The sequence below is a fragment of the Cellulosimicrobium sp. GQ32 genome (assembly GCF_059758455.1).
This window is the reverse complement of sequence record NZ_JCAXEP010000015.1, coordinates 74,946-98,480: the sequence shown is the minus strand read 5'-3', so window position 1 is coordinate 98,480 and position 23,535 is coordinate 74,946. Positions and strand designations below refer to the sequence as shown.

The 23,535-nt window shown below is 76.0% G+C and carries 20 protein-coding genes and 1 pseudogene; 20 read left to right on the top strand and 1 reads right to left on the bottom strand.

Features of this window, described 5'->3' with window-relative positions:
- The first annotated feature begins 51 nt into the window (after positions 1–51).
- From AC6CH9_RS19320 to AC6CH9_RS19305, 4 genes are all read left to right on the top strand, one after another.
- Positions 52–591, top strand: a complete 540-nt coding sequence (locus AC6CH9_RS19320) for a TetR/AcrR family transcriptional regulator (protein WP_498156331.1) — start codon at positions 52–54, stop codon at positions 589–591.
- A gap of 76 nt (positions 592–667) precedes the next feature.
- Positions 668–1,624 carry a hypothetical protein gene (locus AC6CH9_RS19315; RefSeq protein WP_498156330.1) on the top strand — a complete coding sequence of 319 codons (957 nt, stop codon included), beginning with the start codon at positions 668–670 and terminating at the stop codon, positions 1,622–1,624.
- On the top strand, positions 1,621–2,853 hold the full coding sequence (locus tag AC6CH9_RS19310; RefSeq protein WP_498156329.1) for a sensor histidine kinase: 1,233 nt from the start codon (positions 1,621–1,623) through the stop codon (positions 2,851–2,853). The genes AC6CH9_RS19315 and AC6CH9_RS19310 overlap by 4 nt, the downstream gene beginning before the upstream one ends.
- Positions 2,850–3,503, top strand: coding sequence for a response regulator (locus AC6CH9_RS19305; protein ID WP_498156328.1), 654 nt, complete (start codon positions 2,850–2,852; stop codon positions 3,501–3,503). Before AC6CH9_RS19310 ends, AC6CH9_RS19305 begins: the two co-directional genes overlap by 4 nt.
- Positions 3,504–3,568: 65 nt before the next feature.
- Here AC6CH9_RS19305 and AC6CH9_RS19300 read toward each other — a convergent pair whose 3' ends face one another.
- Complete coding sequence (locus AC6CH9_RS19300) at positions 3,569–4,072, bottom strand: inorganic diphosphatase (protein ID WP_034655165.1); 504 nt, start codon at positions 4,070–4,072, stop codon at positions 3,569–3,571.
- A gap of 159 nt (positions 4,073–4,231) precedes the next feature.
- On the opposite strand from AC6CH9_RS19300, the gene dacB reads away from it, so the two are divergent.
- The 16 genes and pseudogenes from dacB to nadC all read left to right on the top strand — a co-directional run bounded on the left by dacB (position 4,232) and on the right by nadC (position 23,452).
- Positions 4,232–5,731: a D-alanyl-D-alanine carboxypeptidase/D-alanyl-D-alanine endopeptidase gene (dacB, locus tag AC6CH9_RS19295; RefSeq protein ID WP_498156327.1), complete on the top strand. Its 1,500-nt coding sequence runs from the start codon at positions 4,232–4,234 to the stop codon at positions 5,729–5,731.
- 62 nt (positions 5,732–5,793) lie between these two features.
- Complete coding sequence (locus AC6CH9_RS19290) at positions 5,794–6,999, top strand: zinc-dependent metalloprotease (protein WP_498156326.1); 1,206 nt, start codon at positions 5,794–5,796, stop codon at positions 6,997–6,999.
- Between the two features lie 4 nt (positions 7,000–7,003).
- A pseudogene (gene tilS / locus AC6CH9_RS19285) lies at positions 7,004–8,038 on the top strand (tRNA lysidine(34) synthetase TilS); the annotation flags it as partial.
- Between the two features lie 120 nt (positions 8,039–8,158).
- Positions 8,159–8,713: a hypoxanthine phosphoribosyltransferase gene (hpt, locus tag AC6CH9_RS19280; RefSeq protein WP_047233909.1), complete on the top strand. Its 555-nt coding sequence runs from the start codon at positions 8,159–8,161 to the stop codon at positions 8,711–8,713.
- 201 nt (positions 8,714–8,914) lie between these two features.
- Positions 8,915–11,017 carry an ATP-dependent zinc metalloprotease FtsH gene (gene ftsH / locus AC6CH9_RS19275; RefSeq protein ID WP_498156325.1) on the top strand — a complete coding sequence of 701 codons (2,103 nt, stop codon included), beginning with the start codon at positions 8,915–8,917 and terminating at the stop codon, positions 11,015–11,017.
- Positions 11,017–11,670, top strand: a complete 654-nt coding sequence (gene folE / locus AC6CH9_RS19270; RefSeq protein ID WP_498156324.1) for a GTP cyclohydrolase I FolE — start codon at positions 11,017–11,019, stop codon at positions 11,668–11,670. Before ftsH ends, folE begins: the two co-directional genes overlap by 1 nt.
- 64 nt (positions 11,671–11,734) lie before the next feature.
- Positions 11,735–12,619 carry a dihydropteroate synthase gene (gene folP, locus AC6CH9_RS19265; RefSeq protein WP_498156344.1) on the top strand — a complete coding sequence of 295 codons (885 nt, stop codon included), beginning with the start codon at positions 11,735–11,737 and terminating at the stop codon, positions 12,617–12,619.
- A 128-nt stretch (positions 12,620–12,747) separates the two neighbouring features.
- The gene (gene folK, locus AC6CH9_RS19260) at positions 12,748–15,363 is read left to right on the top strand and encodes a 2-amino-4-hydroxy-6-hydroxymethyldihydropteridine diphosphokinase (protein WP_498156323.1); all 2,616 of its coding nucleotides are present in this window, start codon (positions 12,748–12,750) and stop codon (positions 15,361–15,363) included.
- Positions 15,363–15,872 carry a DUF3180 domain-containing protein gene (locus AC6CH9_RS19255; RefSeq protein ID WP_498156322.1) on the top strand — a complete coding sequence of 170 codons (510 nt, stop codon included), beginning with the start codon at positions 15,363–15,365 and terminating at the stop codon, positions 15,870–15,872. The genes folK and AC6CH9_RS19255 overlap by 1 nt, the downstream gene beginning before the upstream one ends.
- Positions 15,873–15,986: 114 nt before the next feature.
- Positions 15,987–16,505 carry a PH domain-containing protein gene (locus tag AC6CH9_RS19250; RefSeq protein ID WP_141391024.1) on the top strand — a complete coding sequence of 173 codons (519 nt, stop codon included), beginning with the start codon at positions 15,987–15,989 and terminating at the stop codon, positions 16,503–16,505.
- Positions 16,502–18,133, top strand: a complete 1,632-nt coding sequence (locus tag AC6CH9_RS19245) for a PH domain-containing protein (protein WP_498156321.1) — start codon at positions 16,502–16,504, stop codon at positions 18,131–18,133. The genes AC6CH9_RS19250 and AC6CH9_RS19245 overlap by 4 nt, the downstream gene beginning before the upstream one ends.
- A complete protein-coding gene (locus AC6CH9_RS19240; RefSeq protein WP_498156320.1) occupies positions 18,130–19,152 on the top strand; it encodes a Rossmann-like and DUF2520 domain-containing protein in 1,023 nt (340 codons plus the stop codon). Before AC6CH9_RS19245 ends, AC6CH9_RS19240 begins: the two co-directional genes overlap by 4 nt.
- Entirely contained in the window at positions 19,149–20,159 is a 1,011-nt protein-coding gene (gene panC / locus AC6CH9_RS19235; RefSeq protein ID WP_498156319.1) for a pantoate--beta-alanine ligase, read from the top strand. The genes AC6CH9_RS19240 and panC overlap by 4 nt, the downstream gene beginning before the upstream one ends.
- 53 nt (positions 20,160–20,212) lie before the next feature.
- Complete coding sequence (panD, locus tag AC6CH9_RS19230) at positions 20,213–20,671, top strand: aspartate 1-decarboxylase (RefSeq protein ID WP_498156343.1); 459 nt, start codon at positions 20,213–20,215, stop codon at positions 20,669–20,671.
- Positions 20,668–22,356: an L-aspartate oxidase gene (locus AC6CH9_RS19225; RefSeq protein WP_498156318.1), complete on the top strand. Its 1,689-nt coding sequence runs from the start codon at positions 20,668–20,670 to the stop codon at positions 22,354–22,356. Before panD ends, AC6CH9_RS19225 begins: the two co-directional genes overlap by 4 nt.
- 214 nt (positions 22,357–22,570) lie before the next feature.
- Positions 22,571–23,452, top strand: coding sequence for a carboxylating nicotinate-nucleotide diphosphorylase (gene nadC, locus AC6CH9_RS19220; protein ID WP_498156342.1), 882 nt, complete (start codon positions 22,571–22,573; stop codon positions 23,450–23,452).
- Positions 23,453–23,535 lie beyond the last annotated feature (83 nt).

Sequence of the window (23,535 nt, the reverse complement as noted above, 5' to 3'; positions counted from 1 at the left end):
TTACGGTACCTCATCCGGATGGATCATCCGTTTGCACGATAGAATGGGACCATGACTCCGCTCCGCGCCGACGCCGTCCGCAGCCGTGAGCGCATCCTCCAGGTCGCGCGCGGCGCCGACCCGAAGGACCTGCGGCTCAACGAGATCGCGCGTGCGGCGGGCGTGGGGGTCGGGACGGTCTACCGCCACTTCGCGACCTCCCACGCGCTCCTCGAGGAGCTCACGCGCGACGCCCTGCACCGGTTGCGCGACCGTACCCGTGCGGCGCTCGACGACCCCGACCCGGGTCAGGCCTTCGAGTCGCTGGTGCGCGACGTGGTGGGCCTGCACGTCGAGGCGGGCGGGCTCCAGGCCGTCCTGCTCGCGACCACGGACGCGAGCCCCGACGTCGCCGCGCTCAAGGCCGAGGTGCTCGGCGAGCTCGCCGACGTGCTCGCGCGCGCGCAGCGGGCCGGCGCCGTGCGTCCCGAGCTCTCGCCGGCCCAGGTGGAGCACCTCGTGTGCGGCATCGAGCACGCCGTGCGCCTCGGGTCACCCGAGGACCGGGACGTCGTCGTCGACACCCTGGTCGCGGGCCTGCGGGCGCGGTGAGCCGGGGACCTGGGTCGCGCGCCGTCGCGACCTGAGGGCGACGCGCACCGGGAGTCCGGGTGGTGAGGCTGGTCCCATGACCGACACGACCGACACGACCTCGTCCCCGTTCCGTCCCACCGCGCCCGTCGGGTCCACCCGTTCCACCGGATCCGCCGCCCACCCCGCGACGACAGCGGTCACCGCGTCCGTGACCCTCGTCGCAGGCGTCCTGCGCTGGTCGGGGCCGCCACCGGACGGGTACTCGGCGATCTTCGCGCCGCCCTGGGTGGCACCCGTCGCCGCAGGGCTCGCGCTGCTCGCGGTCGCCACCGCCCGCGGGCACGGTGCCGGGTCCCGCCGGACGGCCGTCCTCGGTGGGGCCGCCGTCGTCCTGCTCTTCTGGGCGGCCGGAGGTCTCGCGCTCGACGCGTTCCGGGCGTTCTTCGCGGTGACGGGGATCCCGGCCGGCGACTTCTCCGTGGTCGACGTCCCGGGGACGCTGGTGCGGTCGCTCGCCGCGGTGACGGCCGTCGTCACGACGCTGAGCACGTGGTCGGTCGCCACCGCGGGAGCCCGGCCTGTCCGGCGCCGGTGGCCGCGGGTGCTCGGCCTGGCGATGTGCGTGCCCTACCCGGCGCTCAAGGCCTACTGGTGGCTGGGCGGTACGCTCGGACGGCCCGAGCCGCACACGGGGGGAGCGCCGGTGATGGAGGTCGCCTTGTTCGCGACGGCGGCCGTCCTGGTGCTCGCGCTGACGCACCGCCCGGTCCCCGGCAGGGTCCTCCGTGCCACGCTGAGGGCCGGCGGGTGGGTCGCGGCGTCCGCGGGCCTCACGATGGGGGCGCTCATGGTCTTCGGGACCGCCGCGCAGCTCCTGGGCCTGGACGACGGTCCGGTCGACCTCGGCGCCGGGGCGATCACCGTCATCGTCGCCCTGACCTACGGCACCTGGCTCGTGATTGGCGTGGCGCTGCTCGTGGCGACGCTGGACGCGCGCGACGCCGCCCCGCGCCCCGCCCTGCGCGGCGCAGGAACGGTCGCCGTCCCGTGAGCGTGCGGCCTGCACGCGGGGACGTGCTCGTCGCGACGGCGGCGGCGCTCGCCCTGCTGCCCGCGACGTGCGTGGTCTCGCTGGGGTCGCTCCCCGCCGCCCGTGCGTGGGCCCTGGTCGCGCTCGCCGCGCTGGCGCACGCCGCCTTCGTCGCTCGCCGGTCGGCCACGGTGCTCTCGCACGTGCTCGTCGCGCTCGCCGTGGCGGGGATGCTCGCCGTCTCCGGCCTCTACTTCCTGCTGCCGTCGGCGCTCGTGTTCCTGCTCTCCGTCTACGCCTGCACGGCGTGGGGGCCGCGCCCGATCGGGCTGGTGACCGGCGTCGTCGGCACTGCCGCGACCGTGCTCCGGTACCGCGGGGACCCGAGCGTGACGGCGTCGCCGGTCGGTCCGAGCCCCTGGCTGCTGGGCCTGCTCCTCGCTGCGCTCGTCGGGGTCGCCTGGGCCGCCGGCCTGCTCCGGCGGTCGCAGGAGCAGGTGCGGCGCGAGGCGCTGGCCGGGCGCGAGCGCGCGGAGGCCGAGCGCGAGGAGCGGGCCGAGCGGGCCGTGCTCGCCGAGCGCACCAGGATCGCGCGCGAGATGCACGACGTCGTCGCGCACTCCCTCTCGGTCGTCGTCGCCCAGGCGCGGGTGGGCCGCGCCGATCCGGGGCGCGCGGCGCAGGCGCTCGCGGTCGTCGAGGAGACCGGACGTGAGGCGCTGCGAGACATGCGGGGGATCGTGCACGTGCTGCGCGCCGAGCCCGCGGGCACCCCGGTCGGTGCGGCGGGCGCGGCGCCGATGCCGACGCTCCGGGACGTTCCCGACCTCGTCGACCGCGTCCGCGGGGCGGGTCGAGCCGTGCGCGTCGTCGAGTCGGGTGTCCCCGTGCCGCTCGGTCCGACGGCCGAGCTCGCCGCGTTCCGCACCGTCCAGGAGGCACTGACCAACAGCGCGCGCCACGCGATGCCCGGCTCGTCGACGGTGGTCACCCTCGCGTGGCACGACGCCGGGCTCCACGTGGAGGTGGCCGACGTCCCGTCGCCCGACGACGCGGGTGCCACCCGACCTGCCCCTTGCCCGGACTCCGCTCCGGCGGGCGGCGCAGGCCTCGGGCTCGTGGGGATGCGGGAGCGGATCGAGGCGGCGGGCGGGACGCTCGAGGTCCGCGCGGGCGACGCGTGGACGGTCGCGGCCTCGGTCCCGACCTCGAACCTCGCATCGCCCTGGCGTGCGGACGGTGGCCCGTGATCCGCGTGCTGGTCGTCGACGACCAGCCGCTCGTCCGGGCCGGGGCGGTCGCCGTGATCGACGCCGCACCGGACCTGACCGTCGTCGGCGAGGCCGCCGACGGTGCACAGGCGCTGAGCGTGCAGCGCGAGCGACGGGCCGACGTCGTCGTCCTGGACGTGCGCATGCCGGTCATGGACGGCATCGAGACGACGACGCGGCTGCTGGACGCGTCGATGCCTCCGTGCCGGGTGCTCGTCCTCACGACCTTCGACCTGGACGAGTACGTCTACGCCGCGCTGCGCGCGGGCGCCGCCGGGTTCCTGCTCAAGGACGCGCCGACCGAGGACCTGCTCGCCGCCGTCCGCACCGTGCACCGGGGAGACGCGGTCATCGCGCCGTCGGCGACGCGGCGGCTCCTCGCCGAGGTGGTCCCCGCGCTCCCCGACGTCGCCGCGCGCGACCGAGCCCTCGCAGGACTCACGGAGCGCGAGCGCGACGTGGTCGCGCTGCTCGCGGACGGGTTGTCGAACGCCGAGATCGGCGCGCGGACGTACCTCTCCGAGGCGACCGTCAAGACCCACGTCGGCCGGGTCCTCACCAAGCTCGGGCTGCGCGACCGGGTCCAGGTCGTCGTCTGGGCCTACCGGAACGGCCTGGTCCGCCCGTGACGCACGACGGCGCCCCTCACCCCGTGGGGTGAGGGGCGCCGTCGTGCCAGGCGTACGCCGCGCGGTCAGTGGCCCGGCGTGTGGTACCCGGAGTCGATGGCGCGCTGGAGCGAGCGCTCGATCTCGGCCTCGGCGTCCGCGCGGCCGACCCAGTGGGCGCCCTCGACCGACTTGCCGGGCTCGAGGTCCTTGTAGACCTCGAAGAAGTGCTGGATCTCCAGCCGGTGGAAGTCGGAGACGTCGTCGATGTCCTGGCGCCACGCGGCGCGCTGGTCGCCCGTCGGGACGCACAGCACCTTGTCGTCACCGCCGGCCTCGTCGCGCATGCGGAACATGCCGAGCGCGCGGCAGCGGATCAGGCAGCCGGGGAACGTGGGCTCCTCGAGCAGCACGAGCGCGTCCAGGGGGTCGCCGTCCTCGCCGAGCGTCCCCTCGATGAACCCGTAGTCGTCGGGGTACCGCGTCGAGGTGAAGAGCATGCGATCGAGGCGGATGCGACCGGTCGCGTGGTCCACCTCGTACTTGTTGCGCTGCCCCTTGGGGATCTCGATCGTGACGTCGAACTCCACTGCTTCCTCCAGTCGTACCGGCACCGCGACGCTCGGGCGGTGGCTGGGTCTGTGGACGACGGACCACGCCGTCGTGCGGGAACTAGTGTGACACGTGCCGTCCGCGCGGGAGGGTTCCCACCGGCCTCCCGGGCGGGCGAGCTGAGTGATAATGCGCACGTGCCCGCACCCGACGTCCCGGTCCAGGCACCGGTGCCCGCCGGTGCCGCGGAGGCGCGCGCGCACGGGACGGGACGAGGGAGACGCATGGGCTGGGGGACGCGCACGGGCGTGGCCGTCGGCGTCGTGCTCCTCCTCGCGGGCGGGTACGCCGTCGCGGACGCGTACGACGCCGTCCCCGGCGTGCTCACGACGGCGGCGCCGTACCCGGAGCCGAACCCCTTCCCCGACGCGCCGGGCGCCGTCGCGGCGCCGCCGCTCGAGGTCGGGCTGCCGCCGCTCGACGCCGCGGCACCGGTCCCAGCCACGGGGAGCGTGCAGGGCCTCGTGGACCGCCTCGCGGCCGACACGCGGCTCGGTCCCCGCGTCGGCGTCCTCGTGACCGACGCCGCCACCGGCGACGTGCTCGGGGCGAGCGGCGACACCGTGGGCCACGTCCCGGCGTCGACGCTCAAGACGCTCACCGCGGCGGCGGCGCTCACGTCGCCCGGGGCGCACGCGACCCTCCCGACCCGCGCCGTCCTCGAGGGCCAGGAGACCGTGTACGTCGTGGGCGGCGGCGACATGATGCTCGCCGCGGGCGCCGGCGACCCGACGGCGGTCAACGGCCGGGCGGGCCTGGGCGACCTCGCCGCGCAGGTCGCGGGCGAGCTCCGGCTCACGGGCCGCACGACGATCTCGCTCCGCCTCGACGACACGCTCTTCACGGGTGCCGCGGTCGCGCCGACGGTCGACCCGGCGAGCGTGCGCAACGGGTACGTCGCGCCCGTCGCCGCGCTCGCGGTCGACATCGCGCGGCTCGAGGACGAGGAGTACGCGCCGCGCGCGGAGGACCCGGCGATGGCGGCCGCCGACGCGTTCGTCGCCGCGCTCGCCGAGCAGGGGGTCACCGTGGCGGGGGACGTGGTGCGCGCACCCGCGCCCGACGACGGCCGCACGGTCGGCGAGGTGGAGTCCGCGCCGCTGAGCGAGGTCGTCGCGTACCTGCTCCAGCACTCCGACAACACCATCACGGAGGTGGTGGGCCGCGTCGTCGCGATCGACGCGGGACTGCCCGGCTCCGCGGCGGGCGCGACGCAGGCCGTGCGGTCGGCGGTCGAAGGGCTCGGGGTCGACCTCACGGGCGCGACGCTCGCCGATCTCTCGGGCCTCGGCGACGGCTCGGTCGTCACGCCCGCCCAGCTCGACGAGGTCGTCGGCCTGCTCGCGGACCCGGCGCACCCGCAGCTGCGGCCCGGCGCCGTCGGGCTGCCGGTCGCGGGACTGTCCGGGACGCTCGGCGAGCGCTACCTCGAGAACGCGGGCCGCGGCGTCGTGCGGGCCAAGACGGGCAGCCTGCCGAACGTCACGTCGCTCGCGGGCACGGTCGTCACGGCCGACGACCGCCTCCTCGTGTTCTCCCTCATGGCCGACGCCGTCCCCGACGGGGGCACGTACGGCGCGCGCCTCATCTTCGACGACTTCGTCGCCTCGCTCGCGGAGTGCGGCTGCACCGCCTGACCCGCTCCGGCCTGTCTGGAGACCGTGTCCCGGCCGAGAGAGGGCCGGGATACGGTGAGACGGTGACACTCGTCGAGCAGGACGGCCGTTCGGGCAGCGACCCGTCACGCGGCGACACGTCGATCGTCGACTGGTCGGCCGCCGCCCAGATCGCGGGCCGGCTCGCGCGCCCGGGCCCGCAGGCATCGCGCGACGAGCTCGCCGACCTCGTCGAGGGGCTGCGCACCGCGGCGGAGGCCGCCGTGCCCCACGTGCTCGACGTGACGCGCATGAGTCCCGCCGCGGGCGGTCCGACGACGGGGCAGACGGCTGGGCCGACGACCGGGCTCGGCACCGTGTACGTGGTGGACCGCGCGCGCTGGGCGCGCGCCAACACCGAGATCATGGCGTCGCTCACCGACGGCGTGACGGACGCGCTCGTCGGCGAGCGCGGACGCGTCCCGCAGGCGACGGCGCTCGTCGGGGCCGCCCAGGTGGGGTCGGTGCTCGCGGTCCTCTCCAGCCGGGTCCTCGGCCAGTTCGACCCCTACAGCGGGCTGGGCGGTACCGCGCCCGCGGCGGGCACCGTGCCCGACGGCGGTCCGTCGCCTGCGGCCACCGGCTCGCCCGGACGGCTGGTGCTCGTGGCGCCGAACGTCCTGCAGGTCGAGCGCGCCCTGGACCTCAAGCCTGCCGACTTCCGCCTCTGGGTGTGCCTGCACGAGCAGACCCACGCGCTGCAGTTCGCCGCCGCGCCGTGGCTGGCCGACCACCTGCGCGCGCGGGCGAGCGCGCTCCTCACCGAGCTCTCCGCGTCGTCGCGCCGGCTCGCCGAGGCGCGCCTGCGCGAGAAGCTCGCCACCGTGGGGCGCGCCGTCCTGCACGCCGTGCGCGGCGAGGACGGGACCCTCGTCGACGGCCTCCTCACGCCCGAGGAGCAGGACCGCCTCGCCGACGTCACGGCCGTCATGGCCCTGCTGGAGGGGCACGCCGACGTGGCGATGGACGCCGTCGGGCCGCGCACCGTGCGTACGGTGCGCAGCATCCGCCGCAAGTTCGAGGCCCGGCGCGACGGCGAGGGGCGCTCCGGGTTCGACGTCGTGCTCCGGCGCGTGCTCGGCATGGACGCCAAGATCGCCCAGTACCGCGACGGCGCGGCGTTCGTGCGCGCGGTCGAGAAGGAGGTCGGGCGCGACGGGTTCAACGCGGTGTGGGCGTCCCCCGAGAACCTGCCGACCGCCCGCGAGATCGCCGACGCGCGCGCCTGGGTGCGCCGCGTCCACGGCTGAGCCGGTGGGCGGGCCGGCACCCGTCGTCGCCGCCGCGCGCCGGGCCGTGCGCGGCGTGCTCGGGGACCTGGACCCCGGGTCGCTCGTGCTCGTCGCGTGCTCGGGCGGTGCGGACTCGACGGCGCTCGCGGCCGCCACGGCGTTCGTCGCGCCCCGGCTCGGGCTGCGCGCGGGCGCCGTCGTCGTGGACCACGGGCTCCAGGAGGGCAGCGCCGGTGTCGCGGCGGACGCCGCGGAGCGCTGCCGGGGCCTAGGGCTCGACCCGGTGGAGGTGCGCCGCATCGTCGTACCGGCATCGGGCGACGGCCCGGAGGCCGCCGCGCGCTCGGCCCGGTACGCCGCGTTCGGCGCGGCGACCGCCCGGCACGACGCGGCCGCGGTGCTCCTGGGTCACACGCTCGACGACCAGGCGGAGACGGTGCTGCTCGGGCTCGCCCGCGGTGCGGGTGCACGCTCGCTCGCCGGGATGCCGGCACGACGCGGCGTCCACCGGCGCCCGTTCCTCGCGCTGCGGCGCGCGGACACCGAGGGCGTGTGCCGGGCGCTCGGGCTCGCGTGGTGGGACGACCCCACGAACGGACCGGCGACGTCGGGCGACGCCCCGGGGCCGCCCGGCACCGCGTCGCTTCCCCTGCGCTCGCAGGTGCGCGCGCGCGTCGTGCCCGCGCTCGTCGACGTCCTCGGGCCCGGGGCGGTGCCGGCGCTCGCGCGGACCGCGAGTCTCCTGCGCGACGACGCCGACCTGCTCGACGCGCTCGCCGCGGACCTCCTCGTGACCGCCCTCGTGGCGACCCTGGTCGACGGTGAGGGCGGCCCGGTCGGCGAGCCTGCGGCGGCGGTCGCCGCCAGCGTGGTGCTGGACGCCGAGGTGCTCGCCACCGCGCACCCAGCCCTGCGCCGTCGGGCGCTGCGGACGGCGGCGTTGCGCGCGGGCTGCCCCGCGAGCGACCTCTTCGCCGTGCACGTCGACGCGCTCGACGCGCTCGTCACGGCGTGGCGGGGTCAGGGCACCGTGCACCTGCCAGGCGACCTGAGGGCCGCGCGCGCGTGTGGCAGGCTTTCCCTGGGCCCGGAGACGACGCCCCGGCGCGGCATCCCCCCCACGAGCCCTCACCACCCTCAGCAGCCCCACCACCCCCACACCTCAGGAGTGACCCCCGTGGAAGCATCGGACGTCGCAGGCGACCTCGAGAACATCCTGCTCACCGAGGAGCAGCTCGGTGCGCGGCTCGACGAGATCGCGGCGCAGATCGACCGCGACTACGCGGGCAAGGACCTCCTGCTCGTCGGCGTCCTCAAGGGTGCCGTCATGGTCATGGCGGACCTCGCGCGCCGCCTGCACAGCCACGTCGAGATGGACTGGATGGCGGTCTCGTCGTACGGGTCGGGCACCAAGTCCTCGGGCGTCGTGCGGATCCTCAAGGACCTCGACGCCGACCTCACGGGCCGCAACGTGCTCATCGTGGAGGACATCATCGACTCGGGCCTCACGCTCTCCTGGCTCCTGTCGAACCTGCGCTCGCGCGGCCCGGCGTCGGTCGAGATCGCGGCGATGCTGCGCAAGCCCGACGCGGCGAAGACGGACGTCGACGTCCGGTACGTCGGGTTCGACATCCCGAACGAGTTCGTCGTGGGCTACGGCCTCGACTACGCGGAGAAGTACCGCAACCTGCCGTTCGTCGGGACGCTAGCGCCCCACGTGTACTCGAGCTGAACGGGAGGCGGGGACGTCCGCCGCCGCGGTGGCGCGGCGGCGTCCCGCGTCCGGGCGCCGTGGCGCCCGCGCCCAGGGGACGTGGGCCACGCCCTGGGCGAACAGAGGCGTGATCCCCAGCAGGCGTCAAGGTCCAGAGTGTAGTTTCGAGCCCGAACACTTGCGCGAGCGGAGGGATCCGGGGCGCACGCCCCGTCGCCGATGAACATCAAGAAGATTCTCAGTGGGCCGATCGTCTGGATCGTCCTGGGCCTCGTGATCCTGTGGATCGCGTTCGCGACGTTGTCGCGCCCGACGGTCCAGCGCATCGACACGTCCCAGGGCCTCGAGCTGCTCTCGGGCGACACGGTCGAGCAGGCCCTCATCGTGGACGGCGACCAACGCGTGCGTCTCACGCTGTCCGACGACTACGTGGTCGACGAGGGCACGGACACCGAGGAGAACAAGGGCAAGAACGTCGAGTTCTACTACGTCCAGCCCCAGGGCGAGGCCGTGGTCGACGCGGTCGTCGCGGCGGAGCCCAAGGACGGGTACAACTCCGAGGTCGCGCAGCCGTCGTTCTGGTCGTCCCTGCTGGGGCTGCTCATCCCGTTCCTCATCATCGGCGTGCTGTTCTGGTTCCTGCTCTCGCGCATGCAGGGCGGCGGCTCGCGCGTGATGGGCTTCGGCAAGTCGCGCGCCAAGCTGGTCTCCAAGGACACCCCGCAGGTGACGTTCGCGGACGTCGCCGGTGCGGACGAGGCGGTCGAGGAGCTCCACGAGATCAAGGAGTTCCTCGCGGAGCCGGACAAGTTCCAGGCCGTCGGGGCCAAGATCCCCAAGGGCGTGCTGCTCTACGGCCCGCCCGGGACGGGCAAGACGCTGCTCGCGCGCGCCGTGGCCGGCGAGGCGGGCGTGCCGTTCTACTCGATCTCCGGCTCGGACTTCGTCGAGATGTTCGTCGGCGTCGGCGCGAGCCGCGTCCGCGACCTGTTCACCCAGGCCAAGGAGAACTCGCCCGCTATCATCTTCGTCGACGAGATCGACGCCGTCGGCCGCCACCGCGGTGCCGGCATGGGAGGCGGGCACGACGAGCGCGAGCAGACGCTCAACCAGCTCCTCGTCGAGATGGACGGCTTCGACGTCAAGACGAACGTCATCCTCATCGCGGCGACGAACCGTCCCGACATCCTCGACCCGGCGCTCCTGCGCCCGGGCCGCTTCGACCGCCAGGTCGCCGTCGAGGCGCCGGACCTCAAGGGCCGCGAGGCGATCCTGCGCGTGCACGCCCAGGGCAAGCCGATCGTCCCCGAGATCGACCTCGCGGCGGTCGCGCGCCGGACGCCGGGCTTCACCGGTGCCGACCTCGCGAACGTGCTCAACGAGGCCGCGCTCCTCACTGCCCGCAGCGGTGCGCAGCTCATCGACGACCGCGCGCTCGACGAGGCGATCGACCGCGTCGTGGCCGGGCCGCAGAAGCGCACGCGCGTCATGAACGTCAAGGAGCAGAAGATCACGGCGTACCACGAGGGTGGGCACGCCCTCGTCGCCGCGGCGATGCGCTACACGGACCCCGTCACCAAGGTGACGATCCTGCCGCGCGGCCGCGCGCTCGGCTACACGATGGTCATGCCGACCGAGGACAAGTACTCCACGACGCGCAACGAGCTGCTCGACCAGCTCGCGTACGCGATGGGTGGGCGCGTCGCCGAGGAGCTCGTCTTCCACGACCCGACGACGGGCGCCTCGAACGACATCGAGAAGGCCACGGCGATCGCCAAGAAGATGGTCACCGAGTACGGCATGAGCGAGCGCGTCGGCGCGATCAAGCTGGGCACCGGCTCGGGCGAGCCGTTCATGGGCCGCGACATGGGCCACACGCGCGACTACTCCGAGTCCGTCGCCGGCACCGTGGACCACGAGGTGCGCAAGCTCGTCGAGGCCGCGCACGACGAGGCGTGGGAGGTGCTCACGCAGTACCGCGACGTGCTCGACGCGCTCGTGCTCGAGCTCCTGGAGAAGGAGACGCTCAACCAGGCGGAGCTCGCCCGAGTCTTCGAGCCGGTGGTCAAGCGCGACGCGCGCGACGTCTGGCTCTCGAGCGAGCAGCGCGCCGTGTCGCAGCGCGGGCCCGTCCTCACGGACGCCGAGATGGCGGCGCAGAACGGCGCCCCGGTGATCCCGCAGGACGAGGCCGCCGCCGCGAACGACGAGCTGCCTCCGGAGCGCATCGGCGAGGTCCCGGCGGACAGTCCGCTCGACCGGGCGCTCGGGCGCGACGGCACGCTCGACGCGACGGACGTGCGCGAGCCGGGGCAGGACTGATGGGGGAGGCTCCGGGCACGGGCGCCGCACCGACCGCGATCACGCGGGCCCGTGCGGCCGAGGACCTGCGCGCCCCGGCGGACGTGCCGCCGTACGACCAGGAGCGCGCCGAGGCCGCCGTCCGCGAGCTCCTGCTCGCGGTGGGGGAGGACCCGGACCGCGAGGGCCTGCGGGACACCCCGGCCCGCGTGGCGCGCGCCTACCGCGAGATCTTCGCGGGACTGCGCCAGGAGGCCGCGGACGTCCTCACGACGACCTTCGACCTCGGCCACGAGGAGATGGTGCTCGTCAAGGACATCGAGGTGTACTCGACGTGCGAGCACCACCTCGTGCCGTTCCACGGCGTCGCGCACATCGGCTACATCCCCAACGTCGACGGCCGCATCACCGGTCTGTCGAAGCTCGCACGCCTCGTCGAGGTCTTCGCGCGCCGCCCGCAGGTCCAGGAGCGGCTCACGTCGCAGATCGCCGACGCGCTCGTGGAGCACCTCCAGCCGCGCGGCGCGATCGTCGTCGTCGAGTGCGAGCACCTGTGCATGTCGATGCGCGGCGTGCGCAAGCCGGGGTCGCGCACGGTGACGTCGGCGGTGCGCGGCCAGATGCGCGACGGCGCGACGCGGGCCGAGGCGATGAGCCTCATCCTGGGGCGCTAGTCCCGTGGACCGCTTCGTGGTCGCCGGGCTCGAGGAGCTGGCCGACGTCGGCCGGACGCTCGTCATGGGCGTCGTCAACGTCACGCCCGACTCGTTCTCCGACGGTGGCGAGTGGTACGAGCCGGACGCCGCGGTCGCGCACGGGCGCGAGCTGTTGGGCGAGGGGGCAGACATCCTCGACGTGGGCGGCGAGTCGACCCGCCCCGGCGCGGGCCGCGTCCCCGTCGAGGCCGAGCTCGCGCGCGTGCTGCCCGTGATCTCCGCGCTCGCCGCGGAGGGAGCGGTCGTGAGCGTCGACACGACGCGCGCCGTCGTCGCGGAGCGCGCCGTCGCGGCGGGTGCCCGGATCGTCAACGACGTCTCGGGCGGGCTCGCCGACCCGGCGATGGCCGACGTGGTGGCGCGCACCGGCGTCGCGTACGTCTGCATGCACTGGCGCGGCCACGCCGACGTCATGGACGACCTCGAGGACTACGACGACGTCGTCACGGACGTGCGCGACGAGCTCGCGGCGCGCGTCGAGACGCTGCTCGCCGCGGGGGTCCGGCGCGACCAGGTCGTCCTCGACCCCGGCCTGGGGTTCTCCAAGGCAGGGTCGTCCAACTGGCCCCTGCTCGCGCGGCTCGACGAGCTCGAGGAGCTCGGGCTGCCGGTGCTCGTCGGGGCGTCCCGCAAGCGGTTCCTGGGGCACCTGCTCGCGCGGTCCGACGGGCAGCCCGTGCCGCCCCTGCTGCGCGACGACGCGACCGCCGCGATCACGACGCTCGCCGCCGCCGCGGGTGCGTGGTGCGTGCGGGTCCACACCGTCCGGGCGTCGGCCGACGCGGTGCGCGTCGCGGCGGCATGGTCCCGTGCGGGCGCGGCCGGGTCGGGCCGGTGGGACGGGAGCGGGGGCGCGACCGGCCGACCGAGGACCGGAAGCGACTCGACGGCGCGGCCCACCACCTAGCAGGATGGGCGACGGGCCCCGCGGCGCGGCCGGCCCGGCGCAGCACGACACACGCAACGAGACACGGTGACGAGAGGTCCGTCCGCCCGACCGGCGGGCGGCGACGGAGCACCGGACGGGAGCACGACGTGACCACAGCGTTCGCAGGAGCGGTCCTCGACGCGGACGGACGGCCGTTCGACCGGATCCGGCTCACGGGCCTGAGCGCCACGGGGCACCACGGCGTCTTCGAGCACGAGAAGGTCGAGGGCCAGCTCTTCCGCGCCGACGTCGTGCTCCACCTGGACACGCGCGCCGCGGCGAGCGGTGACGACCTCGCCCAGACCGTCAGCTACGCGGGCGTCGCCGAGGACGTGGTGGCGGTGCTCGCGGGCTCGCCCGCCGACCTCGTCGAGACGGTGGCCGAGCGCATCGCGGCGACGATCCTCACCCACGACGAGGTCGTCGCGGTCGACGTCGCCGTGCACAAGCCGCAGGCGCCGATCACGGTCCCGTTCGAGGACGTCGAGGTCGTCATCCGCCGGGACCGCGTCGTCGTGCCGGTCGTCGCGCCGCTCTCCCGCCGGTCCGAGCAGCTCGTCGCGCCGATCCCGGTGGGCTCGGTCGCGCCCGCCCTCATCCACGGCGTCGGGGACGCCCCGGTCGCCGAGGAGCGGGTCGAGCTCGCCCCGGCACCCGACGTCATGCCGCCGAGCATCCCCCCGGGCTCGACCGCGGTCCCCGTCGAGCCCTCGTCGCCGGAGCCGCAGCACGAGGTCGCGGGTGGCGCCCAGGACCTCGACGACGAGCGCGACGCCACGCGCGAGGCCCCGGCGGTGCCCGGACCGGAAGCGAACGACGAGCCGACCGGCGCCGTGCCCGCCCCCGAGGCACCGGGCCTCGCGCCCGAGCCGGCCCCGGAGCCGTACGACGCGCTCCTCGAGGCATCGGCGCCCCCGGCGCCGGCCGAGCCCTCCGCGGAGGGCCTGCCGGGCGTGGTCCCCGCGCCGGGGCCGACGCCGACCGAGCCGCCCGCGCCCGAGCAGCCGGGGCCGGTCCCCGCCGCCGCGCCCCTCGCGGAGCACGAGCCGCAGCCGGTCCACGACCAGGCGTCCGCGGCTCCTGCCGAGCCGCTCCACGCGCCCTTCGCCGAGCCGACGTACGAGCCGACGTACGAGGCGCAGGGCGACGCGGCGCCCGAGGTGCCCGTCGCCGCTGCCGCGGTCGCGGCGGCAGCGCCCGACGCGGTTGCCCCGGCCGCACCGTCCGAGGAGCCTGCCGCGCAGGTCGCCCCGGAGGAGGAGATCCCTGCTCCGCCCGTCGAGCACGACCGCATGGACGACGTGCCCGCGGGCTTCGTCGAGGTGGTGCTCGCCCTCGGGGCGAACCTCGGCGACGCCCAGCAGACGCTGCGCGACGCGATCACGGACCTCGACCGGATCTCCGGGCTCGAGATCACCGAGGTCTCGCCGCTCGCGCGGACGGCCGCGGTGGGCGGCCCCGACCAGCCCGACTTCCTCAACACGGTCCTGCTCGCCCGCACGCGGCTCTCGGCCCGCGACCTGCTGCACGCGTGCCAGGCCGTCGAGCAGGCGCACGGCCGGGTGCGCGACGAGCGGTGGGGGCCGCGCACGCTCGACGTGGACCTCATCGTGTACGGCACGCTCACGGCCGTCGCCGACGACCTGGAGCTGCCGCACCCCCGCGCCCACGAGCGGGCGTTCGTGCTCGAGCCGTGGTCGCAGATCGACCCGGACGCGGTGCTGCCCGGCCTCGGTGGGGGTCCGGTCGCCGCGCTCGCGGCGACCGCGCCCGACCGCGGCGGCATCCGGTGGCTCGCGCTAGACTGGCTGACCGACGCGGCGCCCGAGCCCACGGGTGCGGTCCCGCTCGCGACCGGAGGCTCGGACGCGGCCCCCGTGCCCGCGCCGGCGGAGCCCGTGGTCGTCGACGACCCGTACGGGCGGACGCCGACCGACGCCGCCCCCGGCCCGCACGAGGCACCGTCGACGTCGGGGCCGGTCGGCGTGCAGGCGGTCCCGGAGGACGCCCCCGCGCCGTCCGGGCCCCAGCACCCGCCCGTCCCACCGCAGGCACCGCACCAGGCGCTGCCCCAGCGGCCGGCGGTGCCGCAGCAGCCGCTGCCCGCGCAGCCCGTGGCGCCGCAGGAGCCCTCCGCCCCGGGCGCGGTGCTTCCCGTCACGCCGCCGCAGGCCGCGGTCCCGCCGCAGGTGGTCCCGACGGATGCCCCCGTGGCCCGCCCCGTCTTCGCCCCGGTGTCCGACGGCGTGGCGCCCTCGATCGAAGGCGCCCCGGGAGTCGTCCCGGACGGTTCGTTCGGCTCGCACGAGCCCGGGTCGCCGCCCGTCGCGCCGTTCCCCGGCCCGTCGCACCGGCCGGCGGCGCTGCCCGACCCCGAGCCGCCGACGCAGGACGTGCAGCCCTCGGAGCCGGGCGCCCCCGTCTTCCCCGCCTTCGCGCCCGTCCGCCCGGCAGGGCCCCCGGTCGCCGCGCACCCGGTGGAGGCGCCGCCCGCGGCGGTCCCGCCCGCGCAGGTCCCTGCCGAACCCGCCACCCCGGTCGACGACGGCATCATCCGGTCGGTGCCTTTCGCCCCGGTCTCCGGGCCGGTCCAGCCTCCGACCCAGCAGTCGGCCCAGGCGTCGGCACCCGGACCGCTCGCCGACTCGTCCCTGCGCCCGGCGACCGACCCGTGGCCGCCGTTCGGGCCGGTCTCGGGCGGCGCGCACGACGCCGAGCGCTGATGCGGCGCACCTCGGTCCGCACCCTGCTGCTCGTGGCCGTCGCCACGGCGGTCGTGGGCTGGTTCGTCGTGCGGCTCCTCCAGGGGCGCGGCACGCACCTGCCGCCGGTGCCGTGGGTCGTCGACGTGGCGGTCGTCGCGCTCGCCGCGGCGGTGTTCTGGGCGGGGTGGACCGTCCGCGCGTACCAGCGGGGCAAGCGGCCCTCGCTCGACGCGATCCGCGCGGCCCGCACGTTCGTGCTCGCCAAGGCCGCCGCTCTCACGGGCGCCCTGCTCGCGGGCTGGTACGGCGCGCAGGTGCTCGTGGCCCTGCCCGACCTCTCGATCGAGGCACAGCGCGGCCGCGCGGTGGCGGCGGGCGTCGCGGTCGCGTGCGCGGTGCTGCTGGCCGTCGTCGGGCTCGTGGCCGAGCGGTTCTGCCAGCTCCCGCCCGACGACCACGGCGAGGGCCGCGAGGGCTCGACGACGCGCGAGGACCCGGAGACGCCGGGCGCGAGCACGCCCGCCTGACGCGCCGCGTTCTTCGGCATGGCAGCGCACCGCGACCCGGTGGCGTCGGCGGCGCCCCGGCCGGCCGTGACGCGCAACCCCGGGCGCACCGGGACGGGATGGGAGAATCGACGCATGACCGACCCTGCACGGGACCTGGACGCCCGCGGCACCGGCCCCTTCGACCCGCCCGGCATCGAGTGGACCCGCGTGTCGCCTCGGCTGATCACCGCACGCCTGCTGTCGGTGGGCATCACGCTCGCGGTGCCGGCCGTCGCGGCGATCGTGCTGGCGATCCTCTTCCCGCACTGGTGGCAGTGGCTCGTGCTCGGGGTGCTCGTGCTCCTCGGGCTGTGGGCGCTCGTGCTCGTGCCGCGCCAGGTGCGCGCGATCGGGTACGCCGAGCGCGACGACGACCTGCTGATCCGGCACGGCATCATGTTCCGCCAGCTCGTCGTCGTGCCGTACGGCCGCATGCAGTACGTCGACGTGCAGGCCGGCCCGCTCGCACGCAAGCTCGGTATCGCGCAGGTGCAGCTCCACACGGCGTCGGCGTCCACCGACGCGACGATCGACGGCCTCGAGCCCGCCGAGGCGGAGCGCCTGCGCGACCGCCTGGCGTCGCGCGGCGAGGCGAGGCTGGCGGGCCTGTGAGCGACGCACCGGCCACCGACGACCTCGTGTGGCACCGGGTGCACCCGGTCACCCCGCTCGTGCGCGGCTGGACCGTCATCGCGGTGCTGCTCGTCGTCGTCGGGCAGCAGACGCTCAACGGGCTGCCCGAGGGGGAGAACCTCCTCGAGGGGAACCGCTGGTGGATCATCCTCCTCGGCATCCTCGCGGTGGGCCTCGTGGGGCTGGGGTACTCGGCGCTCGCGTGGCGCATGACGAGCTACGCGGTCGACGACGAGTCGGTGCACCTGCGCACGGGCGTGCTGTTCCGGCAGCAGCGCAAGGCACGGCTGGACCGGCTCCAGGCGGTCGACGTCGTGCAGCCGCTCCTCGCGCGCTTCTTCGGCCTCGCGGAGCTCAAGCTCGAGGTCGCCGGGGGTGCGGACTCGGGCGTGAAGCTCGGCTTCCTCAAGGAGGTCGAGGCCAACCGGCTGCGCAACGACCTCCTCGCGCGCGCCGCCGGCCTGCGGGTCGCGCGCGAGCGCCCGGTCGGCGTCCCGACGGCGGTCGCGGACGGGAGCGCGGCGGGTGTCGGTGCCACGTCCCCGGCGGCTGACCCGAGCGCCCCGTCGACGATGCCGCCGATCAGCGGAGCGTCCGTGGGCGACGAGGTGCTGGTCGCCCCGGAGGCGCCCGAGCAGCCGGTCACCGCGGTCGGTCCGGGTCGGCTCGTCGCCTCGCTCGTGCGGTCGGGCGCGACGGTCGGCCTCGTCCTCGGTGTGCTGGGGATCGCCGGGGTCGTGATCGGCACGCGAGAGATCGGGGTGCTGTTCAGCGCGCTGCCCGCGGTCCTCGGCTTCGGGGGCTTCCTCTTCTCCCGCTTCTCGGGCGAGTTCGGCTTCCGCTCGGCGATCTCGCCGGACGGCATCCGCCTGCGGCACGGCCTCCTGGAGACCCGGTCGCAGACCATCCCGCCCGGCCGCGTCCAGGCCGTGCGGCTGCGGCAGGGCCCGTTCTGGCGCGGGCCGGACTGGTGGCGGGTCGACGTCAACGTGGCGGGCTACGGGGTGAGCTCCGACGGGTCGGACACGACGAGCGTGCTGCTGCCCGTCGGGACGCGCGACGAGGCGCTCGCGGCGCTGTGGCTCGTGCTGCCCGACCTCGGCACGCCCGACCCGCGCGCTCTCCTGGACGAGGGCCTGTCCGGCCTCGACGCGGGCGAGCACTTCACGGTGACCCCGCGACGCGCGCGCCTGCTCGACCTCGTGTCGTGGCGGCGCAACGGCTTCACGGTGACCGACCGCGCGCTCGTGCTGCGCGGCGGCCGGGTGTTCCGCAGCCTCGTCGTCGTGCCGCACGAGCGGACGCAGTCCCTCGGGCTCGAGCAGGGCCCCCTCCAGCGTCGGTTCGACGTCGCGACGTTCGCGGTGCACTCGACGCCCGGCCCGGTGTCGCCCAAGGTCTGGCACCTCGACGCGGGCGACGCAGCGCGCCTCCTCGACACCCAGGCCGAGCGCGCCCGCGAGGCCCGCGCGCACGCCGGCCCGGAGCTGTGGATGCGACGCGACGACGTCCCCCTGGTGCCCGCGTCCGCGCCGGCCGCCGAGCCGCCTCCCGCCCCCGGTGCCGGACCCGACGACCGTCCGGCCGCCGACGGGGAGCAGGCGTGAGCGCGGGGGCGTCGCGGCCCGGACGCCTGGGCGTGGGCGTCGTGGGGGCGGGTCGGGTCGGGGCGGTGCTCGGGAGCGCGCTGCGCGCGACCGGGCATGCCGTCGTCGGCGCGAGCGGCGTCTCCGACGCGTCGCGCGAGCGCATCGAGACCCTCCTGCCCGGCGTGCCCGTGCTGGAGGTCCCGCAGGTCGTGGAGCGCGCGGAGCTCGTGCTCCTCGCCGTGCCCGACGACGCGCTGGGCTCCCTGGTCCGCGGCCTCGCCGAGGTGGGGGCCTGGCAGCCGGGACAGATCGTCGTGCACACGTCCGGCCGCTACGGGACCGCCGTGCTCGACCCGGCCCGCGCCGCGGGCGCGATCCCGCTCGCGCTGCACCCCGCCATGACGTTCACCGGTACGTCGCTCGACCTCGCGCGGCTCGAGGGCACGACGTTCGCCGTCACCGCCCCGGGACCGGTCCTGCCGATCGGGCAGGCCCTCGTCGTGGAGCTCGGCGGGGAGCCCGTCGTCGTGGCCGAGGAGTCCCGCGGGCTGTACCACGCGGCCCTCGCGCACGGGGCGAACCACCTCGTCGTGCTCGTCGCCCAGGCCGCGCAGGCGCTCGAGGCCGCGGGCGTCGACCAGCCGGGCCGGGCGCTCGCCCCGCTGCTCGCCGCCGCGCTCGACGGCGCGACCCGCGGCGCGGACGCGGGCGCCGAGTCGGGCACCGGGGCGGGGGCGGGCGCGCTCCTGGGCCTCACCGGCCCCGTCGTGCGCGGCGACGTCGGTACGGTGCGCGAGCACCTGGATGCCCTCGACGCGCTCGCGGCGACGAGCGACGCGTCCGACGTGCCGCCGTCGTACCGTGCGCTGGGCCGCGCGGTGACCCATCGGGCGCTCGCGGGCGGGCGTCTCGACGAGCAGACCGCCCGCACCCTCCTCGACGCGCTCGCGGAAGCGCCCGACGCAGGGCCCGGCGCCGAGCCGCACGGCGACCCGCACGACCCGCAGGACCCGCACGACGACGAAGGAACGGCATGACCACCACCCCCGCCCCGGACGTCCCGCCGACGTCCCGGCCGGACGCCCCGCGCGTCGTGACCACGCGCGCCGACCTCCGCGCCGCGCTCGACGGCTGGGCCGTCGCGCACGCGGGCGCGCGCCGCGCCGTCGTCATGACGATGGGGGCGCTGCACGCCGGACACCTCGAGCTCGTGCGCCGCGCGCGTGCCGAGGTCGGGCCGGACGGGCAGGTCGTCGTCACCGACTTCGTCAACCCGCTCCAGTTCGGTCCCGGCGAGGACTTCGAGCGCTATCCGCGCGACGTCGCGGCCGACGTCGCGCTGCTGGCCGCGGCGGGCGACGACGTCGCCGTGGACGTCGTCTTCGCGCCCGCCGTCGAGGAGCTGTACCCGGACCTCGGACCGTCTGCAGGAGGCGCCGGCCCGATCGTCCGGGTCACCTCGGGCCGGATCGGCACCGTGCTGGAGGGCGCGTCGCGGCCCGGTCACTTCGACGGCGTGCTCACGGTCGTGCTCAAGCTGCTCCACCTGGTGCGGCCCGACGTCGCGGTGTTCGGGGCCAAGGACGCGCAGCAGCTCCTCGCGGTCCGACGCCTGGTCGCCGACCTCGACCTCGACGTGGAGATCGTCGCGGTCCCCACGGTGCGCGAGGCCGACGGGCTCGCGCGCTCGTCGCGCAACGCCTACCTGTCGCCCGCGGAGCGTGACGAGGCGCTCGCGCTGAGCCGCGCGCTGCGCGCCGGTGAGGACGCGGCGGCCGTAGGTGCCGACGCGCCGGGCGTCCTCGCCGCCGCGCGGGGAATCCTGGACGCCGCCGACGGCGTTGACCTGGATTACGTGGCGCTCGTCGATCCCGCTACCGTGGAGGACCTGGCGCCCGGCGCCGTCGGCCCCGGGCTCCTCCTGGTCGCGGCACGCGTGGGCACCACCCGTCTCATCGACAACGCGGCCGTCGAGATCGCGCCGCCCGCGACCCGGGCCGCCGACCCCGACGACCGCGCCCCCGCACCTGGAGGTACCGCGTGACCGCGCAGACCCCGTCGAGCCCGCAGCGTCGTCCGGCGTCCCTGCAGCGCCCCATGATGATCGGCAAGATCCACCGCGCGACGGTGACGCAGGCCGACCTGCACTACGTCGGCTCGATCACCGTGGACGCCGACCTGCTCGACGCCGCGGACCTCTACCCGGGCCAGCAGGTCGACGTCGTGGACGTCACCAACGGCGCGCGCCTGACGACCTACGTCATCCCGGGGGAGCGCGGCGCCGGCCAGGTGTGCATCAACGGCGCCGCCGCGCACCTCGTGAAGCCGGGCGACGTCGTCATCCTCATCGCCTACGGCATGCTCGACGACGCCGACGCGCGCACCTACCTCCCGAACGTCGTCTTCGTGGACGAGCAGAACCGGATCGTCGAGCTCTCCGACGAGCCCGGCCTCGTGCCCGCGGGCCACGGCCTCGAGGCGAGCGGCCTGCCGTTCGCCCCGTTCCGTGGTGGCGACGGCGGGGCGAGCGTCGCGTCCGCGGTGCGCCCCGCGTGAGCGGACGCGGCAGGCCGGGGGCTCCCGTGCTCGCCCGGACCCTCGCGGCCCCCGCACCGGGCTGGACGACGACGACGGACGTCGTCGTCGTCGGGTCCGGCATCGCGGGCCTCACCGCGGCGCTCGAGCTGCGCACGCGCGTGCCGCGCGTCCTGCTCGTCACCAAGGGCGAGCTGTCGTCGGGCTCGACGGTGTGGGCGCAGGGCGGCATCGCGGCGGCGCTCGACCCCGAGGACTCGCCCGAGGCACACCTCGCGGACACGCTCGTCGCGGGCGTCGGGGTGTGCGACCCGGCCGCGGTCGAGGTCCTGGTCACGGAGGGCCCGGCGCGCGTGCGCGAGCTCGTCGCGCGCGGCGCGAACTTCGACCGGGCCGAGAACGGCGACATCGCGCTCACGCGCGAGGGCGGCCACCACGCGGACCGCATCGCGCACGCGGGCGGCGACGCGACGGGGGCGGAGATCTCCCGTGCGCTCGTGGCCCAGCTCGACGCCGTGCGCAGCGACCCGGGCATCGAGGTCATCGAGAACGCGCTCGTGCTCGACGTCCTCACGAGTGAGGGGCCCGACGGCGCCCCGCGTGCCTGCGGAGTCACGCTCCACGTGCGCGGTGAGGGCACGCGCGACGGCGTCGGCGCGGTGCTCGCGCGCGCGGTCGTGCTCGCGACCGGGGGAGTGGGCCAGGTGTTCCGCTCCTCGACCAACCCGCCGCAGGCGACGGGCGACGGCATCGCGGCGGCGCTGCGCGCGGGTGCGACGCTCGGCGACCTCGAGTTCGTCCAGTTCCACCCGACGGTCCTGTGGCTCGGGCTCGGTGCTCGGGGCCAGCTCCCGCTCATCTCCGAGGCGGTGCGCGGCGAGGGCGCGATCCTCCTCGACACCGACGGCCACCGCTTCATGCCCGCGCAGCACCCCATGGCCGAGCTCGCGCCGCGCGACGTCGTCGCGCACGCGATCGTGCGGCAGATGGCTGCTACGGGCTCGGACCACGTGCTGCTCGACGCGCGCCACCTCGGCGCCGACTTCCTGCGCTCGCGCTTCCCGACGATCACCGAGCGGCTCGCGGAGAACGGCCTCGACTGGACCGAGGAGCCCGTACCCGTGGCGCCGGCCCAGCACTACCACTCGGGCGGCGTCGTGACGGACCTGCACGGGCGCTCGACCGTCGACGGGCTCTACGCGATCGGTGAGGTCGCGTGCACGGGGGTCCACGGCGCCAACCGGCTCGCGTCCAACTCGCTGCTCGAGGGCCTCGTGTTCGCGCACCGCGCGGCGCGCCAGATCACCGACCGGGTCGCGGCGGGCGAGCTCGAGCAGGTCGAGCCCGTGCGACGTCCCGGACCGTCGGCGCTCGTCGCCGCCGCGGCGCGCTCGCGGATCCAGTCGATCGCCTCGGCCGGTCCGGGCGTGATCCGCGACGGCGACGGGCTCGCCGCCGCCGCGGCCCGCCTCGCCGCGGTCCGCACCGACGCGCACGAGGCGAGCGACGTCGTCGCGCAGCCGCAGGCCGCGGAGTGGGAGACGACCAACGTGCACCAGGTCGCGACCGCGCTCACCGCGGCGGCGGCGCTGCGAACGGAGAGCCGCGGTGGCCACTTCCGCACCGACTTCCCGGACACGGACCCGGCGTGGGAGCGCCGCGTGCTGGTGTCGCTCGACGCCGACGGGACGCTGCGCGTCGGCTGACCGCCCCGCGCCGAGCACGACGTTGCCGTCGTCGTCCGCCGGAGAACGACCACAGGATCGTTCTCGACGGCGCGCAGGGTCGTGCTCGACGCCCCGCGGGGGCGACTACGGTGGGGCCGTGAGCAGCCCTGCCGAGCCCGTGCCCGCCCTTTCGCCCGACGGCGGAGCGCCGCCCGTCCCGTCACGCGTCGAGCCGGGGCTCGACCCGGCGTGGATCGCCGAGGCCGTCGCCCGGGCGCTCGACGAGGACCTGGGCGTCGCCCCGGGGCGCGACGTCACGACGCAGGCGACCGTGCCGCCGTCGGCCACCGGGACCGCGCACCTCGTGGCGCGCGCGGACGGGGTCGTGGCGGGGCTCGTCGTCGTCGAGGAGGTGACGCGGCAGGTCGCCGAGCGGTTCGGGCTCCCGCCCGTCGAGGTGACGTTCGTCGCGTCCGACGGCGCGGCCGTGGGTCGAGGCCGCGTCCTCGCCGCGCTCACGGGGCCGGTCCAGGTGCTCCTCGCGGCCGAGCGCACGCTGCTCAACCTGGCGAGCCGCGCGTCCGGCGTCGCGACGGCGACGCGCGCGTGGGCGCGCGAGCTCGCCGGTACGGGAGCGCAGGTGCTCGACACGCGCAAGACGACGCCCGGCCTGCGCGCCCTGGAGAAGTACGCGGTGCGCGCCGGCGGGGGCACGAACAAGCGCATGGGCCTCTACGACGTCGCGATGGTCAAGGACAACCACGTCGTGGCGGCCGGGTCGGTGAGCGCCGCGATCGCCGCGATCCGACGGACGTTCCCCGACGTGCTGGTGCAGGTCGAGGCGGACACGACGGCGCAGGCGCTCGAGGCCGTCTCGGCGGGCGCGGACTTCCTCCTGCTCGACAACATGCCGACGCCTGTGCTCGCCGAGACGGTCGCGGCCGTCCGGGCGCGCGAGGGGAAGGACGGCGTCCCGGCGAAGGTCGAGCTCGAGGCCACGGGCAACCTCACGCTGGACCGCGCGCGCGAGGTCGCAGGCACCGGCGTCGACTACCTCTCGGTCGGCGCGCTCACCCACTCGGCCCCGATCCTCGACCTCGCCCTCGACCTCCTGCCCACCCTCCCGCCGAGGTAGAGCCCTGGTACCCCGAGGTAGAGCCCTGGTACCGCGAGGTAGAGAGGTGGGCGTGACCACGCCTCTACCTGGCGGTACCACGC

Bases quoted from the DNA above. Each gene is read 5' to 3' on its own strand.
- AC6CH9_RS19255 (WP_498156322.1), top strand. From the start codon at position 15,363: ATGCGGCGCACCTCGGTCCGCACCCTGCTGCTCGTGGCCGTCGCCACG.
- ftsH (WP_498156325.1), top strand. From the start codon at position 8,915: ATGAACATCAAGAAGATTCTCAGTGGGCCGATCGTCTGGATCGTCCTG.
- AC6CH9_RS19320 (WP_498156331.1), top strand. From the start codon at position 52: ATGACTCCGCTCCGCGCCGACGCCGTCCGCAGCCGTGAGCGCATCCTC.
- folP (WP_498156344.1), top strand. From the start codon at position 11,735: ATGGGCGTCGTCAACGTCACGCCCGACTCGTTCTCCGACGGTGGCGAG.
- AC6CH9_RS19250 (WP_141391024.1), top strand. From the start codon at position 15,987: ATGACCGACCCTGCACGGGACCTGGACGCCCGCGGCACCGGCCCCTTC.
- AC6CH9_RS19315 (WP_498156330.1), top strand. From the start codon at position 668: ATGACCGACACGACCGACACGACCTCGTCCCCGTTCCGTCCCACCGCG.
- panC (WP_498156319.1), top strand. From the start codon at position 19,149: ATGACCACCACCCCCGCCCCGGACGTCCCGCCGACGTCCCGGCCGGAC.
- panD (WP_498156343.1), top strand. From the start codon at position 20,213: ATGATGATCGGCAAGATCCACCGCGCGACGGTGACGCAGGCCGACCTG.
- folE (WP_498156324.1), top strand. From the start codon at position 11,017: ATGGGGGAGGCTCCGGGCACGGGCGCCGCACCGACCGCGATCACGCGG.